Source organism: Bacillus sp. FJAT-49736, assembly GCF_018343615.1.
Lineage (GTDB): Bacteria > Bacillota > Bacilli > Bacillales > Bacillaceae_C > Margalitia.
Window position 1 is genome coordinate 1,375,535 of the sequence record NZ_JAGYPI010000001.1, and the last position, 18,389, is coordinate 1,393,923.

Consider the following 18,389-nt stretch of genomic DNA (forward strand, 5'->3'; position numbering starts at 1 on the left):
AATAAGAGCCTTGTTTAAAGCACTTCTTTTAGCGGAAGTGAAATTCTGCGATTATCTCCAATTAATGTAATATCATCCAGTTCATTAGAGGAACTAAGAACAGAGCCGTCTTCAATGACAGAATCACTTGCGATGATAGCACGATGAATGTGGACGTTATTTCCAATTTTTACATTCGGCATAATTACAGAGTTATTTATAACACTACCTTTACCAACATGAACATTATAGGATAGCACGGAATGTTCCACGCATCCGAATATGCTGCAACCCTCGTTAACCAGAGATTCTTTTACAATAGCATCCGCTGCAACATATTGTGGTGGATGATTTGCATTGCCGGCATAAATATTCCAGCGTGAATCATTTAGAGAAAAAGCTGGCTTATCACCAAGCAGATCCATATGTGCCTCCCATAGACTTCGAACGGTTCCGACATCCTTCCAATACCCATTAAACTGGTAAGCATATAGATGTACTCCGTCCGCCAGCATTTTCGGAATAATATTTTTACCAAAATCGTTCTCGGAGAATGCATCCGCCTCATCATTTTTCAAGTATTGCTTTAGCAAGCTCCAATTAAATAAATAAACTCCCATGGAAGCAAGGTTATTCTTTGGATATTTCGGTTTTTCTTCAAACTCGAGAATCTTCATAGCTTCGTTTGTATGCATGATTCCAAAACGATTCGCTTCCTGCCAAGGTACTTGAATTACCGCGATTGTTGCTTGTGATTGCTTTTCTATATGGTATTGAAGCAATCGATTATAATCCATCTTATATATGTGATCACCCGAAATAATTAGAACATATTCCGGACTGTACTGGTTGATATAATGGATATTTTGATACACGGCATTGGCAGTTCCCTTATACCATTGTCCGCCATCCTTCCCTCTATAAGGCGGCAGTACCGTTACACCGCCAAAATTCCGATCTAAATCCCATGCCCTTCCATTGCCAACATAATCATTTAATAAATGCGGTTCATATTGAGTAAGTACACCTACTGTATCTATTCCCGAATGAGAACAATTACTCAACGTAAAATCAATAATCCGATATTTTCCCCCAAATGGAACGGCAGGCTTTGCAAGTGTCTCAGTTAACTCGCCTAGTCTCGTTCCTTGGCCCCCGGCAAGTAGCATTGCGATCCATTTTTTTGACCCCATTTTTCCAAAACATCCTTCCGTCGCTTTTTCGTAGCCTTCATAAAAATAGCTATTCCAAGTGAAGGAACAGTTATTTCCATGCTGCATGGCTGATTATGAAAAGGTATTTTTTCTGCTTGTATCGGCTTGTCATTGCATTGTCCATCCCCTCCAAAAGAAGTGTCATCACTATTCCATACTTCTAAATAGCTGCCAAACGACGGAACCCCAATTCTATATTCCTTGTATGATGCATTAGAGAAATTGCATACGACAATACAATAATCACCTTTGCGCTTTCCTTTTCTAATAAAAATTATGATGCTTTGTGTGCTATTATTCGGGTCTACCCACTCAAAACCTTCTTGTACATGATCCAACCGCCACAAAGATGACATTTTTTTATAAAAATGATGGAACGATATACAATAATGGTAGAATTGCAAATGTGAATCATATTCAAGCAAATTCCAATCTAATTCCATTAAATCCTTCCACTCGTCAAATTGGGCAAACTCACTGCCCATAAATAAAAGCTTCTTACCTGGATGGGTCATGTAGTAGCCATACAACAGGCGAAGATTAGCGAATTTTCTGCTGTAATCACCAGGCATTTTATTTAATAATGAACGCTTGCCATAAACTAATTCATCATGAGAAAAAGGAAGCACAAAGTTTTCCGAAAAAGCATATAACATGGAGAATGTTAAGAGCTCATGATGATATTTCCTTTCGTTCATATCGAGCTGCATGTAGCGCAAAACATCATTTGTCCACCCCATATTCCATTTATAATTAAAACCAAGTCCACCTAAATTAGTAGGATGACTTACGAGCGGATAAGCAGTGGCTTCCTCCGCCATCATGACAATCCCTGGATGCTTTTGAAAGACAACTTCATTTAGAGCCTTCAAAAACTGAATGGCTTCGAGGTTTTCTTCACCGCCATATTTATTTCTCAAACCAGTAATATGGTTATCATGATTTAAATAAATCATAGAAGACACTGCATCGATCCGAAAGCCATCTACATGATAGACGTCCAGCCAAAACATTATGCTAGAAAGAAGATAGCTATGTACTTCGGGTTTCTCAAAATCAAAATTATAGGTACCCCAATTTGGCCGTTCTGCTTTTCTCGAATCATAGGACTCATAGAGCGGAGTACCATCAAAGCGTCCCAATCCATGAGCATCCTTACAGAAATGAACGGGAACCCAGTCTAAAATCACACCAATATTTCTTTGATGACATCGATCCACAAAATACATAAAATCCTCTGGTGTTCCGTAACGACTCGTAACAGAATAGTACCCAGTTACCTGATACCCCCATGACCGATCATATGGATGTTCCATAATGGGCATAATTTCAATGTGGGTAAAACCACATTGAATGACATGGTCTAGAAGAGAATCTGCTAGTTCTCTATACGTATAAAAACTACCATCCGCTTTTTTTCTCCATGAACCGAGGTGAACCTCATAAATAAGCATTGGTTTAATATAGACTTCATTTCTTTTTCGTTTCTCCATCCATTTTTGGTCACACCATGCATATTTTATTAAGGAATATATTATAGAAGCTGTATGTGGCCGTTTTTCCGAATAAAAGGCATACGGGTCAGCTTTCATTATTTTTTCTCCACTGGGCGTAAGCATCTCATATTTATATAAGTCACCTTCACCTAGCATTGGAATAAAAAGAGACCATGTTCCTGTTTGTTCGATTCGTTCCATTTTATGTCGCGAGCCATCCCATTGATTAAAATCACCTACTACTGAAACAGCTAACGCATTAGGCGCCCAAACTAAAAAGTGAACTCCCTTTATTCCTTCCCGACTTGTCATATGAGCACCGAAAATTTTATATCCTTCCTGAAGAGTACCTTCATGAAATAAATATATATCCAATTCAGTTGGCAGCTTTTTTAATGTATCTACTTTCATGTTCCTCACCTCCATTTTTTATATGTACTCATGAGACACGTTATTGATGTACTTCTTTTCTTCACTTTAGTGCGTCAATGTGTGATTAAATTATTTTTCTAGCTGTCTAGTACTTATTCCTGCGATGAATAATGTCTAGTTTTGTCTAGAAAAACTAAAAAGTAACAAATACAAAAGCTCCCCCAATAGGAGAAGCTTTCTCATACATTATTCATTATTTGCTGCATCATACAACGGAGCCTGGTTTCGTTCCTTCTCCCTCATTGACTTTAAAAATAAATAGGATAGTGAAACACTCCAAGCAAGTGGTGTATTCCCATTTGGGATATTCCGACCGCCAATATACAATTCGGGAATTTTCCAGTTGTTTTCGGATATAATTCTCTCCGTTTTCAAACGATATTCCTCTGCCTTATGACACATCCCTAATTCTAAATAACAAAGACCGAGCCAAGGCAATCCAAAGCACCATTCCGCTTCACTGCCCTCGTTATAATATTGATCATGCTGATAGCGTATACATCCGTTACTACGCTCAAGGAAACATGTGACTCTTTGGATAATTTTTAGTGCCATAGATCGTTCAATAACCCGGTACGGAAAAATTAGTGAAAGCAAGGCCAAATCAGTTTCTTTTGATTCACTTTCTCTTGGAAGCAATCTTTGTAAGGTTTCTTCTCCCTTTGTAATAATCTCAGGAGGAACATCCACTAGCATTTTTACTGCATTTAGCCCTGCCACACACGCTCCAACACTAGAAGAATGAAGCTCTATATTTTCCTCCCACATGCCATTATCCTCTGCACGCCAATATTCCAAACATTCCAGATAGTCTACCAGCTTTTTTACAATCCGAAGGTCATCTTCATCTCTTATAACTCTCTGACCATGTCTAAGCCCTTCGCCAACTCCCCATAAAAATGCACCTATCGCATCATTTTGCGCATGGCCCCATTCCACATTCATTTCCTCAAGATCCATCGAATAACGGGAATGAATATATTCATAAAGAAACTTTGGTTTCTTTTTTGTATGAATATCAATTTTCCATTCATACCGTTTAAATAAATCAAGCATAGCATGATATGCTTTTTCAAAACGGTCAGATGGTGTATTTAAAAACGGTAAAGTTGTATAGAAAATATCACGAATCCAAACATAACTGTAATCCTTTGAAGGGCTGGCAATATACGCACCGTTCGGCAGACGCATTTGATCTAGAACTTGTAACGCTTTGTCTAAGTTCAATTTTCATGCACACCTCCAGGAAATATTTACTACTGGAACGGTTTATATCTATATTTTTCACTTAAAAACCTTGTGATAAACTAATGTACTACCATTAATTTATGAAAAGGCTTTTAAAATTGATAACAAAATAGACGGGTATCACGGTTTTTGGGGTTGAATGGGTATCAAAACCTATACGGCTTCATTATTTTGACATTCCATGTTAAATTCCGAACCTTTTACTAAAGGTTACCAAGTTACACATATTATCATTATTTTTCTTCGTAATCCCCTTAAAAGTTCCGCCGCTTTTTAAAAAAGATTTCATCATATTAACTTTATTTTTGTAAAAGTACACCAATCTCAAGAATTTTTCACATAAAACAGCTACCCATCTTAATAAAATGGGTAGCTGTTCTCTCGCAAATTAATGCATCATGTTATTATTTTGCATTTGTTGACCACCTGCAGGTGCAAATCCGTTCACCATTTGCTGCATATCTGCTGCAGCAAATTGCGGTACTTGATAATAATGATGTTTGTTTTGGTATAAGGATAATTCATATGCCATTTCAATGCAGTTTGGTATAGAATCAGCGAGAACGCGGCGTACAACAGGATTGGTTGTTTCCATTGCAGCCATTGTTTTCATAGATGCAGATGCTTTAACCGCACCAAGCATTAAACTAGATACACATTGATCCGTTAACTCATTTGCAGATTGAACAGGTTTTTTTGGCTGAGATGGTTTTAATCCATATACAAAATCATTGTCTTGAGTCATTTTGTAGCTCTGGGTAGGCACTGCCGGATCTTGTCCGGTTTTAAAGCAATCTAACGTTGTATTATATTCTTGCTGCATAAATTGATATTGACGGTCAAGGATCCCCATTAGTTCTTGATCCTTTACATGTTCTTTAAGCATTGTATACTGATCCATCGTACCAATTGCACCAGATAATACTTCGGAAACATCCATTACCTCGTGACCGCCATGGTTCATATTCTGAGGAACATTTCCTGTATGCATATTTTGATGTGTTTGTCCTTGCTGATTCTGCATCATTACGCATCCCTCCAAAAATTTAATCAAACATCTTTCTTATTTTGTTTTTTCAAGCGAAAGATATACATCCATATGTTCAATGGAAGGTATTGATAATTTTTAATTCGGTGCTGTTTTTTCCTACAAAAACCTTATAGATAATTCTTTTAAGAATAAATATACCCATTATAACCATATGATAAGTAAAAATCGCACAAAAAAAGAGCCTTCATTAAGGCTCATAATTTATCCAAACGTATTGTACACATTTTGGCAGGTTTCTGCTGTTGGTTCATAAAAGCAATGCAACTTATATCTTCCTACCAATGGCTGATTATACCATTGCTGAGGGCAATCACCCTGAGGTCTGAAATACCATAAGCTATATTTTGCCGGCCAATGATACTCACCGTTAATGGCCCGGCGTGCTAATGTTCTTTCTTTGTCCCTTGCTCTTTGATAAAAATATCCATGTATAACCGCTTCAAATGCATGTGGCTGATAAATCATTTGCGGAATGGTCCTAAGTCCTTGGAAGTCTGAACAATTTGCTCTGATACGATTAATTCCAACGTTTCCGACGAGCATCATTCCTAATACGCCTTCCCCTTCTGCTTCCGCTCTTAATAATCTTGCCAACAAGTCAATATCAGAATCTGTAGCTTTTACAACCGCCATCCTCTCACCTCCATTGTTGTCATGATTATCATATTTCTTAATGGGGTAAATGATGACGATGGACTAGATTTTATATTTTTACGTTAGGCATTTCCCAGGCAAGCGCATAAAAAGACAATTATTTATTGGATTAAACAAATTATGTCGAATTATAAACTTAGTGAAATGTATTTAATTTCCAAATAATCCTCAATGCCAAAACGGCTTCCTTCACGTCCCAAACCACTTTCTTTAAATCCGCCAAATGGAGCTTGTGCTGCAGATGGAGCACCATCATTTAAGCCAATAATTCCGTATTCCAACCCTTCTGCAATTTCAACTGCTTCCTTAATATTCTCAGTAAATACATATGCAGCCAATCCATATGGTGTATTATTTGCTCTTTTAATTACTTCTTCGATTGTTTCGAATGTTGCAATTGGAGCTAGGGGACCGAACGTTTCCTCCGTCATACAGTACATATCGTCCGTCGCATTTTCAATGACGGTAGGTTCAAAAAAGAATCCATCCGTTTCGGAAAGCTGTTTACCTCCGACTAATAAGCTTCCGCCTTTTTGAATAGCATCATCAATATGCCTTTTTACTTTATCTGCTGCTTCTTGATTGATCAATGGTCCAATGTCCACTTGATCATTTAGGCCATTTCCAACTTTAAGACTAGCAACCTTATCTGCAAATTTCGCCGAAAATACTTTTGCAATTTTTTTATCAACATATATTCGATTGGTACAGACACATGTTTGTCCGGCATTTCTAAATTTGGATGCTGCTGCACCTGCCACTGCTTTATCTAGATCGGCATTTTCCGTTACGATAAACGGGGCATGTCCGCCTAATTCTAATGAAACTTTTTTAACTGTATCCGCCGCACCACGCATTAAGATTTTTCCAACCTCCGTGGATCCCGTAAAAGTTATTTTGCGAACACGGCTGTCCTTTTGCCAAACACTAGCAATGGTCGGTGCATCACCCGTAACTACGTTTATCACACCTTTAGGAATTCCCGCTTGTTCCGCTAATTGAACTAACTTTAATGCTGTAAAAGGAGTTTCCTCTGACGGCTTTAAAACTGTAGTACAGCCGGCTGCTAATGCTGGAGCGATTTTTCTAGTAATCATAGCCGCCGGAAAATTCCAAGGCGTTATTGCTGCTACGACACCAATTGGTTGTTTTTGTACAAAAATTCTTTTATTCGGATGTGATGCTGGTATCGTTTCACCGTAAATCCGCTTTCCTTCCTCTGCATACCAAACAATATAATCATTGGCATATGTAATTTCTCCTCTTGCTTCATGGAGAGGCTTTCCTTGTTCTGTCGTCATAGTTTCTGCAAGTATATGAAGATTTTCTTCAATTAAGTAAGACCACTTCATAAGAAGCTTACTTCGTTCTGCCGCCGTTAATTTAGACCATCTAGGCAGTGCCGCATATGCGGCTGTCACTGCTAATTCCGCTTCCCTTTCTCCGCCATTTGGAACGGCTCCGATTTTCTCTTTCGTAGCAGGATTATACACGTCGATGACATCATCAGTTGTCAACCATTCCCCATTAATATACATTTTTTCAATTAACATATTGTCTCCCCCTAACGAATGAATTTCTTACCTATTTATTGATAAGTATACTACTTGTTTCCCTATGTATAAAAACGTAAAACTTCTAGGTGAGGAAAATTGTTATTTATGGAAAGATTTATGATTGTTGTTTTGTTTATTTTTTCCTTATCTGCTTAATCGGACATTTCGGGGGGGGGGGACTGGCTTTGTATTCTTGTCTTTTAAACTTGCTATATTAAGTATTTCTGAGTTGGAGCATCCTATTGACTCTTTTATGGGACATTACTATTCAAAAATTAGATCTTTTTGTCTTATGGACGAGCTCTTGTAGACATTTTTTTGCGTGTAGTCCCCATTTTGTCTTATAGACATGCTCTTGTATATATTTTTCAATCCGCATTGTCCAGCACAATAAAAAATACCCGCTTTTCAAAAAGGCGGGTATCATCATATCTATTCTTCCACTAAGTCTGCAACAGCAACTTGAGAACGCTCCTCTAATGGCCCTCGTAAATGAACAGTAGCAAGGCCATCTCCTTCGTGAAACTCGTCAATCCATACAGACTGGCCGTGATATTTCACTTCAATCTCTGCGGAAGTTGAGAGAATTTGCTTGATTCGTTTTGTATCCATAATTATTCATTCCTCCAAGTTCGAAATCGTCATCTTATTTTTCGTTTGAAAGAAAAAATTATTCACTTGTTATGTCCATTCGTCCTGTCTTTCAATAACCATCCCCTCTGCATGCCTTTTTTCCATTTCATTCATCTTCTTTCTGTTTTCCTTGGACTCGAAAATAATATCGTAATCATAATCCTCCGGATATAATTCCTTTGCGGCAATATATAGCTTTAACCGCTTTTGATTATAAATTCTTTTTTCATCCTTCACTTGCACGATATAGTTTCCCATAGAATCAGGTCCTTTGTATACGATGCCAAATTCACCTGTCGCTAAAATACGGACATTATCTCCTTTCGTAAATTGCGAAGGTAAACTAGGGATTTTATTCAACCTTTTGTCTCGAACATGACGTTGCACGGCTATTTGCTTATCCATAGCTTTTTTCTTCCACATATCATCTTCATTTAATGGATATGTTTTTTCTTCTTTATACGTAATTTTATGGGCTTCTTCAATAATTTGTGGGTGCATACCTAATTCTAAGGCGATGGCAAACGCTTGACTCTCCCCGCCTTTTCCAATCAATAATCGATATGTCGGCTTCAGTGTTTCCATATCAAATTCCATCGCACCATTTATGAAGCCAGCTTCCCTATCAGCAAATTCTTTTATCTCACTATAGTGAGTAGTTGCGAAAATACAAGCACCCTTTAGGAAAAACCTTTTTAAAAGTGCCGTGGCTAATCCCATTCCTTCCCCCGGATCTGTTCCGGAGCCAAGTTCATCCAAAAGAATAAGACTATGATCATTTGCCTCCTCTAATAAATGAATAATGTTTTTCATATGTGAGCTAAACGTACTCAAGTTTTGTTCAATGCTTTGCCCGTCGCCTATATCAAGCAAAATCTGTTGAAAAATGCTTATTTGACTTCCTTCAGCAACCGGAATATGAAAGCCTGATTGCACCATTAAAGTTAATAATCCAACTGTTTTTATCGTTACTGTTTTTCCACCTGTGTTTGGACCGGTGATTAAAAGTGCTCGGTAATCTTCACCGATTTCTATGGTTAATGGTACTGCATTTGCTCCCAATAAAGGATGCCTTGCCTCTTTTAAATAAATATAATGGTAATCATTGATTTCCACACTTTTACCATCTATAGCCCTTGAAAACTTTGCTCTTGCAAATAATACATCGTAATGAACCATTGTTTCCATGGCCAAACGTATTTGTACTTGATTGGCTTCTACAAGTCCCGTTAAATAGGTCAGTATTCTCTCTACTTCTGCTTCTTCATATGCTTTATATACATTTATCTCATCCTGGTACGTGGTTATTTCTGCTGGTTCTATATACAAGGTGGATCCCGATGCTGAAGCATCTAATACCGTACCGGGAAACTTGCCCTTGTATTCTTTTTTTACCGGGATAGCATATCTCCCGCTACGCTCACTTACAATTGCTTCTTGTATATACGTTTTATATTTATTAGACCTAACTATTTGCTGCACTTTATCCTTTAATCGGTCCTGCAAGATTCCAATTTGCTTCCGCAGCTTCAATAATTCCTTACTGGCATAGTCATCCACCCCCCCATTTCGAATGCTTCTTTCTAATTCCGAAAGCAGATTTGGAAGTTCTTCTATGCTGTATACATAGGCAGAAACCCTTGGGGCTAAAAACTCTTTGTCCTTCATGAATCTTTTTAGTTTTTTACAGCATGATAAAAAATCAATCAGCTTCATGAGTTGGTCTGGACGCAAGGTTAACCCTTTATTCAATTGCTTTAATATTTGATCGATGCCATTTAAACCTGAAATAGGGACGCTTGAACTTTTCTTCAGTATTTCAACTGCTTCGTCAACTTCCTCCAACCAGGATACAATTTGTTTCTTATTTACAGAAGGCACCATATTAAGTATGTGATCCTTCCCTAAATCTGTTAATGCAAAATGGGCAGCTTCTTCTTTAATGCGAGTAAATTCTAAGATCTTATATGTGTTTTGATTCAATGTTCTTCCTCCTTATAATGAAAAAAGCCGCAGAATGAACGCAATTGTTCATTCTGCGGCTATAGAAAAGAAAATAAGACAAAGAAAACCTGTCTAAATACTCTACGAAAAAATAAAAATGCTATGCCGAATAGACATAGCTCCGTAGATTTTCTATGTGCTATGAATGCGTTCTTAACATTCATTCTTTTTACTGTAACTCAAATAAACGTTACCTTTTCGCAAAAATTTGCAGGAACGACCTTGAGTAACGCTCTTTTCTTAAAGATTGTTGCTTTTGCAGACAAAAACTTTTATTAACATCCTTATAAAGGTTAAGAAACAACAATCTTTTTAAGAAAGTATGTCCCTTAACAAACCATTATTAGGACTTATAACAAAATGTAAAAGCAACAAGTTAAAATCGTCTTTTAGATTTTAACAATCTATATGAAAACAGCTTAAAAAAGAATGACCGTATAAAATTACGGATTAGTTAAGAACGACACCAATCATAAAATAATCTCCTTTATCAAAACAGATTTTCTTGTCTTATTTTAATATTCCAACAATCTACTTCTAAATTACGTTATCAGGCCACATTTTGTCAATGTTAATTTAGAATACTTTTAAATATTAATGCTTATGGACTTAAAGGAAGTAAAAATACTAACAACAATTCCAACCACTGTAACTGTAAGCAAAGAATACATTAAATGCATATCTTTTAAAATCACTAGTCCAGAAACAATGATTAAAGCATCTACCAATAATATAAACACCCCTGGATTAATGGAGAACCATTTTGCCATTAGTAAAGACAATAAATCAACACCTCCGGGGCTTGTGTGATTTCTCAGCATTATGCCAACTCCACATCCAATAAATAAGCCGCCTACAGCTGCACTCAGTAATACAGGCAACTGAATAATGCCACTCAATGGAAGCAACAAGTCAATAATGATGGTAGATATGACTAGTCCTATGATTGCGTTAAAAAAATAGGTTTGATCGAATTTAAACGCTATTAAATATATAGGAAAATTAATACAAAAAATAGTCAATCCCAGCTTAAAACCTAATAAGTATTTTAATAAAAGGCTTATACCAAAGACTCCTCCATTTAATAAATGAAATGGTATTATGAATACATTTATTCCGATTGCAATTAAGGTACTGGCAATACTGATCATTATGAGTTTTTTTACCATCCATATCATCCTTGTCCCATATACTTATATAAAGATATATGTTACAATGCCAGGCTTCATACCGTGAATAAAAGTATATTAGAAAAATTTTTCACTGAAATTCATCAAATTATCTCCTGCTTATTTACTTTAAGAAAGTTCAAAAAAAGATACAAATATATTTAGACTGCATTTGGGTAACTTAACTAATACTTCAATATTTAGCCACAGTACAACTTTTACAAAAAAAGGCCTCACATGATGTGAGGTCCGATAATATAATTTAATTAAAATCCAAACGGTCTCGGTGGCATTGGCGGGCAACACGGATTTACAGGAGCTCCGCAAAATACATGCTGTTCGCAACATTCATTTATACACGATTCTGTATGCGGAAAATAGTGCTGATGTGTATACACATGCTTATTCACATTGACTGTGTGCGTTGGGTGTACATGCTGAACTACATGAGGGAAATAAGTTGTTTTTACTGCCGTTTGCGGTGGATCAACTGTCCCGGGATCATATTGTGTTGGAGCAAAAGACGGTGGGCAATGTATCGGTCCGCAGCCACCCGGATGATGTTTATGGTCCATTATTGAAATCCCCTTTCGCAATTTTTATCTTTACAGTATTAGACTATGAGCCATAGGGGATAGTTGTACTAATTAATTTACCTATTTTCTCCCCTTTATATGGTTATTTTTTTATTCAGAAAAAATCTATATCCTTACAATGCTCGTATGTGGATTAAATTTATTCCCTCTACATAAGGATTTCTTTGATTTTTATAAGGATTTCTGCTAAAAATATAGGGTGAGGCAAATATTGAAATTAAATTGATAAAGTTCTACAAATTCAGGTACATAATTGGTATATTAAAAAATATGGGTTTTTTATATGGAAGGAGAAAAGGTATGGATTCAAGCAGTCATTCATCCAATTTTATTAAAAATATTATTATAGATGACTTAAAGACAGGAAAACATAAGGAAATTATAACTCGGTTCCCTCCAGAGCCGAACGGATATTTACATATTGGACATGCTAAGGCGATCAGCATCAATTTTGATACTGCTGCTGAGTTTAATGGAAAAACAAATTTGCGGTTTGATGATACAAACCCTGTTAAAGAAGATGTTGAATATGTGGAATCCATTAAAAAGGATATCGAATGGCTCGGTTATAAATGGGAGAATCTTTGTTTTGCTTCTAACTATTTCGATGAAATGTATGAGCGCGCCGTACTTTTAATTAAAAAAGGACTTGCATATGTGGAAGACTTATCTGCAGATGAAATCCGCGAATATCGTGGAACCTTAACAGAGCCTGGGAAGGATAGTCCTTATCGAAATCGAACAGTGGAAGAGAATCTCGACTTATTTAGTCGTATGAAAAATGGCGAATTTCAAAATGGCGAAAAAGTATTGAGGGCGAAAATTGATATGTCCTCCCCGAATATTAATATGCGTGATCCGGTTATTTATCGTATCTCCCATACCACTCACCATAATACAGGGGATAAGTGGTGTATCTATCCAATGTACGCCTTTGCTCATCCTTTGGAGGATGCAATTGAAGGAATTACTCATTCCCTATGCTCCATTGAATTTGAGGACCAACGTCCTTTATATAACTGGGTAGTTGAAAATTGTGAAATGGAATCCACTCCGCGGCAAATTGAATTTGGTCGCTACAATATAACAAATACGGTAATGAGCAAGCGGAAACTAAAACAGCTGGTCGACGAAGGTATCGTTGATGGCTGGGATGATCCTCGTATGCCAACGATATCCGGTCTGCGCAGAAGAGGTTTCACACCAGAAGCTATAAAAGCATTTTGCCGTGAAATTGGAGTAGCTCGTAATAATGCAACCGTGGATGTTCAAATGCTCGAGCATTTTATTCGTGAAGATTTAAAATTAAAGGCTCCACGTACTATGGCAGTATTAAAACCTCTGAAGGTTGTGATTACAAATTATCCGGAGGGCCAAGTGGAAATGCTGGATGCCGAAATTAATCCAGAAGCACCAGAAATGGGCACACGTAAAATTCCGTTTTCCCGTGAAATATATATCGAGCAAGAAGATTTTATGGAGGATCCTCCAAAAAAATACTTCCGCCTCTTCCCTGGTAATGAGGTTCGACTAAAACATGCCTACTTTATCAAATGTGAAGAAGTAATAAAAAATGAAGATGGTGAAGTAGTAGAGCTTCATTGTACTTACGATCCCGAAACGAAAAGTGGTACTGGATTTACTGGAAGAAAAGTAAAAGGAACAATTCATTGGGTAGAAGCAACACAGGCGAAGCCTGCTGAATTTCGATTATACGATTCATTGATTTTGGATGACGATGAAGAGGATGAAAAATCATTTATCGAAAAAATCAATCCTAACTCATTAGAAGTGGTCCATGGTTTTGTAGAAAATAATATGGAGGATGCAAAACCGCAGGATAAGTTTCAATTCTTTAGACACGGATATTTTAATGTTGATCCTAAGTACACGACAGATGAATTGCTCGTCTTTAACCGAATTGTTTCTTTAAAGAGTTCTTTTAAACTATAATCATGGCTATTTTCGCATATATTGTTGTTTTCGTATAAGTTTATCAACCCGTAAATTTAAATGCTTCGGGCTATCTATTCTTAAGAACATTGGCGAAAATCGTCTAGAAACTTAAGTGTTTGACCTTTATTAAGGTCCAATCACAATAAAGTTTACAAAAAGAGCCTTAATCGTAAAATGGACTATTGATTTAATCAATGGTCCATTTTTATCCTTACAATTACTTGCATAATGAAAGTTTATCTGTATATAATACAACTGCTTTATATTGGAATTCATAGTATGGATGGGAGGATATAATGGGAACAATTGAAAATGATGCTATTGGCAGAATTGAAATGGAAATAGTTACTTTGCTGAGAAGAGCTGATTTTAAACGAACACTTGATGGAGAGAAAAATAGCTTAGACCGCTCAGGGTACTTAATTTTACATACACTACTGGAAGAAGGATCGAAAACCATTCGCTCCCTTTCCGATATTTTTCAACTTAATATTTCTACAATGAGCAGACAAATCCAAGCATTGGAATCAAAAGGCCATATTGAACGTAATTCAGATACGAGCGATGGCCGGGTCAACTTTATTTCTATTTCAGTCTCAGGAAAAAATGCTTTATTGAAAGCAAAAAAAGTAAGAAGAGCTACATATGAGGAAATTCTTTCCGATTGGAAAGAGGATGAAAAAGACATTTTTGCTGAATTAATAACGAAATTAAATCGAAAAATAGAAACAATGCGAAGAATTCAATCGTAGTATTTCTGCCATAAATTTTAGGAGGATATTTCATGAATGAGTTAAATTTAGATTTTAATAAAACAGCACTTGTCCTTATTGACTTACAAAAAGGAATAGTCTCCGTTCCGGGCGGTAATGAGGTGGTAGATAATGCCGTTAAGTTAGTTCAAAAATTCCGGGAGCAAAATGGCTTCATCAGCTTTGTTCGTGTAGCTTTTCATGATGGGAAAGATGCCTTAAGCCCTGAGACGGACCAACCTAAGAATTTGAATAGGCAGGAACGACCGGCAGATTGGGCAGAGTTTGACCCGAAACTAGACGTCAAGGAGAATGATTATATTGTCACAAAACGACAATGGGGTGCATTCTTTGGCACGGATTTGGATGTACAGCTACGGAGAAGAGGCATTGACACCATCGTCTTATGCGGAATCGCAACCAATATTGGGGTAGAAAGTACTGCCCGTGAAGCATTCCAATATGGATATAACCAAATATTTATTACAGATGCAATGACAACCTTTAGTGAAGAAGAACATGCTTCTTCCATTCGATTTACCTTTCCAAGAATCGGAAAAATACGTTCAACGGAAGAGTTCCTTACTCAGGTGAAATAATGAGAAATTGGAAGAAAAGCCGTGCCCTTTTTCTTACAGCCGTCGCATCTGGCACGATGTTAAATCCTTTAAACTCGTCCATGATTTCATTAGCATTACATAGTATCCAAAGGGATTTCCATCTTTCCTTTACAACGGTGTCATGGCTTATTTCATCCTTTTATTTAGCCAGTGCCATTGCACAGCCTGTTACTGGAAAAATTGGGGATTTAATAGGCAGAAAGAAGCTTTTTTTCATTGGATTAATACTTATGGCGATTTCGGCATTCGGTGCTCCTCTTGCACCTACCTTTTTCATCCTGCTTATTATGAGATTATTTCAATCAATTGGAAGCGGCGCCATCTATCCTTCCGGAATAGCGCTTGTTCAAACTAACATACATGAAAGACAAGCCTCTGCTCTTGCTGTCCTTTCCATTTTTGCATCAGCGATGACAGCACTGGGACCAACTTTAGGAGGGTTTTTAATTGTTTGGGGCGATTGGCCGGCGACTTTCACAGTTAATTTTCCATTTATATTGATAAGCTTTTTACTTGGCTGGTATATGTTTCCAAAAGATAAGAAACAAGACGGCTCAAGTTTTAAAACCATCATTAGTCATCTTGATTTTACTGGTATATTCTTATTTGCCATCGGAATGATTCTACTGCTTTGGTTTCTTTTATCCTTCAATACTACTCCACATTATCTTGCAGGAGTAGGTGGAATCGGATTTGTTTTCTTATTTATTTGGCGGGAATTAAAAGCAAAAGAACCTTTTATCGATGTTCGTCTCTTTCGAACAAATCGTGCCTTATCTTCGGTATATCTGCAGTTTATTGTCTTAAATCTTTTTAATTATTGCTTGTTTTTCGGACTACCAACTTATTTTCAGGATGAGATGCATTTAGGTGTGCGAACTAGCGGAATATTAATGCTTTTCATGTCTGGTGTCAGTATCATCGTCTCCCCTCTTACCGGAAAATGGATAGACAAAGCAGGTGTAAAGCTGCCAATTATGGTCGGTGCAATTCTAATGCTGATAGGTGCTATAATTCTTACGGTCTTTTTCGTACATGTTCCTATTTTAGTAATGGGAGTAATCTTATCTGTTTTAGGGATAAGTTACGGAATCGGAAATGTTGCCCTTCAAGTTGCAATGCTGGATGCAGCACCGAAAAATATTATCGGCACTGCTTCGGGGCTCTTTCAAACATGCAGGTATTTAGGTTCAATCCTCTCTTCTGTCGTACTTGGTCTTGTTTTCGGAAAAGAAATTATTCCGAAAAACATGGTGGAATTAGGATCTATCATGATTATGATTAGCATTATTTCTATTTTGCTGAGCCTACAATATGTAAAAAAGAGCCTACACCTTAAACTAACAACCAAGTAAAAGTACTGAAAAATAATAAAATAGGGCAGCGATTCAAATTCGCCACCCTATTTTAATTTTATTGTTTTTGCACTATAACCTGTTGTATAACCATCTTTTTTAACAGTTGTTTTGAGCTGATAGTTCCCTTTTGTAAATGATTGTTTGGTATTCATTTTAAAGGATGCAAACCCATTTGAATTCGTAATTGCTTTAATGCTTTTTATTTTCCCTTTTGGTGAATCTATGATTAAATTCATACTAGCTTTGGAGATTGGTTTCTTTGTACTAGTATCTATTACCTTCGTAGTGATCCAAACCGTATTCCCTGCGCGATACACATTTTTATACGTAGATATTTTTGTAGAAAAAGTTTTCTTCTCCAATTTCTTTCCTATTTTCTTAGTGTCTTGCACCTTAACAGATTCAGATTTACTTTGGTTTGCAGTATTTCCTTGTACCGGTGTCATATATGGTGTTTGAACTAATCCGAAACCATAGAGATTATCCTTCCCTCTTACACCAATATCAATAGCTGAATGATCAAGTTGTTCCCTAATTTGAGTATTCGTTAAAGAAGGGTTAGCCTGCTTTATCAATGCCAAAGTTCCGCTAACAAACGGCGCAGCCATGGAAGTACCGCTCATAAATGCATAATCGTTATTCAAGAAAGTGCTTACTATATTGATTCCGGGAGCTACAACTTCAAGGTTTGAACCTGTTGCAGAAAAGGAACCTCTTATATTATTTTGATCCACTGCTCCGACGCCAATTACTGATTTATATTTTGCAGGATACTCCATCGTATCTCCTGCACCAGTGGAATGGCCACCGTTTCCCGCAGCAGCAACAATCAATATCCCTTTATTATAGGCTTCATCTGCAATTTTCTGTAAAGCCACAGAATCCTCCGGTGTACCGAAACTAAGATTAATAATATCCATTTGATTTTTTATAGCCCAATCAATACCCGAAATAATATCAGATACATAGCCGCTACCCTCAGAATCCAAGACTTTTACTGCATACAGGCTAGCATCAGGAGCTACTCCAACCACACCAATAGTATTATTTTTCGCCCCGATAATTCCGGCAACATGAGTTCCATGTCCGTTATCATCATTAAAGGACTTTGTATAAGAAACAAAGGATGCTCCTCCGGAAACTTCCAGATCTTCATGCTTGGAGATGCCAGTATCTAAAACAGCGATTTTAATTCCTTTCCCCGTATACTTTGATTTCCAAGATAATGGGGCATTAATATCCTTTATTCCCCAATTTACCAGTTGTCCCGTTATTTTTACCATCTTATCTTGTTCAACAGCCAGAACGTTTTTATTGTTTTTTATTGCTCCAATATTCTCTTTCGGAATACTAATGGATACTGCAGATACATTCTTAAAGGATTGATTAATATTTCCGTTCGCTTGATGGATCATTTTTTTATCAATTTTATTTTTAAAGACTACAATCACTCGATCTTTAGAAGCTGCTGCTTTTGATGTTGGAGAATATATTGAAAAAATAAGCAAACATACGAAAAAGGAGTAGAGTAATTTTTTCAACATCTGAACCTGCCTTTCAAAGTGAATGTAATACTTGAATTCTACCATAATAATTTTAATAGATTTTATTCACCTTGAATAGTAGAAAATACCGCTATTTCTGTTTGCTTTTAATCGAAAAAAAGATCCC

General features: G+C 36.8%; 15 protein-coding genes. 4 read left to right on the forward strand and 11 right to left on the reverse strand.

Translation table 11 applies throughout. The features are described from left to right. Positions 1-14: 14 nt before the first annotated feature. From KHA87_RS07220 to KHA87_RS07265, 10 genes are all read right to left on the reverse strand, one after another. Entirely contained in the window at positions 15-1,172 is a 1,158-nt protein-coding gene (locus KHA87_RS07220) for a glucose-1-phosphate adenylyltransferase (RefSeq protein ID WP_213093412.1), read from the reverse strand. After that, entirely contained in the window at positions 1,115-3,100 is a 1,986-nt protein-coding gene (gene glgB, locus KHA87_RS07225; protein ID WP_213093413.1) for a 1,4-alpha-glucan branching protein GlgB, read from the reverse strand. Before glgB ends, KHA87_RS07220 begins: the two co-directional genes overlap by 58 nt. Positions 3,101-3,307: 207 nt before the next feature. Beyond that, positions 3,308-4,348, reverse strand: coding sequence for a glycoside hydrolase family 15 protein (locus tag KHA87_RS07230; protein ID WP_213093414.1), 1,041 nt, complete (start codon positions 4,346-4,348; stop codon positions 3,308-3,310). 409 nt (positions 4,349-4,757) lie between these two features. Beyond that, positions 4,758-5,393, reverse strand: coding sequence for a spore coat protein (locus tag KHA87_RS07235; RefSeq protein WP_213094267.1), 636 nt, complete (start codon positions 5,391-5,393; stop codon positions 4,758-4,760). A 228-nt stretch (positions 5,394-5,621) separates the two neighbouring features. Then, complete coding sequence (locus KHA87_RS07240; protein ID WP_213093415.1) at positions 5,622-6,053, reverse strand: cell wall hydrolase; 432 nt, start codon at positions 6,051-6,053, stop codon at positions 5,622-5,624. 149 nt (positions 6,054-6,202) lie between these two features. Next, positions 6,203-7,627, reverse strand: a complete 1,425-nt coding sequence (locus KHA87_RS07245) for an NAD-dependent succinate-semialdehyde dehydrogenase (protein ID WP_213093416.1) — start codon at positions 7,625-7,627, stop codon at positions 6,203-6,205. Positions 7,628-8,062: 435 nt separating this feature from the next. Further along, complete coding sequence (locus tag KHA87_RS07250) at positions 8,063-8,242, reverse strand: H-type small acid-soluble spore protein (RefSeq protein ID WP_213093417.1); 180 nt, start codon at positions 8,240-8,242, stop codon at positions 8,063-8,065. Between the two features lie 69 nt (positions 8,243-8,311). Continuing rightward, positions 8,312-10,246, reverse strand: coding sequence for an endonuclease MutS2 (locus KHA87_RS07255; RefSeq protein ID WP_213093418.1), 1,935 nt, complete (start codon positions 10,244-10,246; stop codon positions 8,312-8,314). A 608-nt stretch (positions 10,247-10,854) separates the two neighbouring features. Next, the gene (locus KHA87_RS07260; protein ID WP_213093419.1) at positions 10,855-11,436 is read right to left on the reverse strand and encodes a YitT family protein; all 582 of its coding nucleotides are present in this window, start codon (positions 11,434-11,436) and stop codon (positions 10,855-10,857) included. Positions 11,437-11,702: 266 nt separating this feature from the next. Then, the gene (locus tag KHA87_RS07265) at positions 11,703-12,011 is read right to left on the reverse strand and encodes a CotD family spore coat protein (protein ID WP_213093420.1); all 309 of its coding nucleotides are present in this window, start codon (positions 12,009-12,011) and stop codon (positions 11,703-11,705) included. Between the two features lie 321 nt (positions 12,012-12,332). Between KHA87_RS07265 and KHA87_RS07270 the strand changes: the two genes are divergently transcribed. The 4 genes from KHA87_RS07270 (at position 12,333) to KHA87_RS07285 (ending at position 16,715) form a co-directional block, all read left to right on the forward strand. Then, positions 12,333-13,985, forward strand: coding sequence for a glutamine--tRNA ligase/YqeY domain fusion protein (locus KHA87_RS07270; RefSeq protein ID WP_213093421.1), 1,653 nt, complete (start codon positions 12,333-12,335; stop codon positions 13,983-13,985). Positions 13,986-14,284: 299 nt separating this feature from the next. Continuing rightward, positions 14,285-14,740 carry a MarR family winged helix-turn-helix transcriptional regulator gene (locus tag KHA87_RS07275; protein ID WP_213093422.1) on the forward strand — a complete coding sequence of 152 codons (456 nt, stop codon included), beginning with the start codon at positions 14,285-14,287 and terminating at the stop codon, positions 14,738-14,740. A 32-nt stretch (positions 14,741-14,772) separates the two neighbouring features. Then, complete coding sequence (locus KHA87_RS07280; protein WP_213093423.1) at positions 14,773-15,339, forward strand: isochorismatase family protein; 567 nt, start codon at positions 14,773-14,775, stop codon at positions 15,337-15,339. Beyond that, positions 15,339-16,715 carry an MFS transporter gene (locus KHA87_RS07285; protein ID WP_213093424.1) on the forward strand — a complete coding sequence of 459 codons (1,377 nt, stop codon included), beginning with the start codon at positions 15,339-15,341 and terminating at the stop codon, positions 16,713-16,715. Before KHA87_RS07280 ends, KHA87_RS07285 begins: the two co-directional genes overlap by 1 nt. A gap of 47 nt (positions 16,716-16,762) precedes the next feature. On the opposite strand, the gene KHA87_RS07290 is transcribed toward KHA87_RS07285, so the two are convergent. Beyond that, positions 16,763-18,262, reverse strand: coding sequence for a S8 family peptidase (locus KHA87_RS07290; RefSeq protein WP_213093425.1), 1,500 nt, complete (start codon positions 18,260-18,262; stop codon positions 16,763-16,765). Between the last annotated feature and the right edge of the window lie 127 nt (positions 18,263-18,389).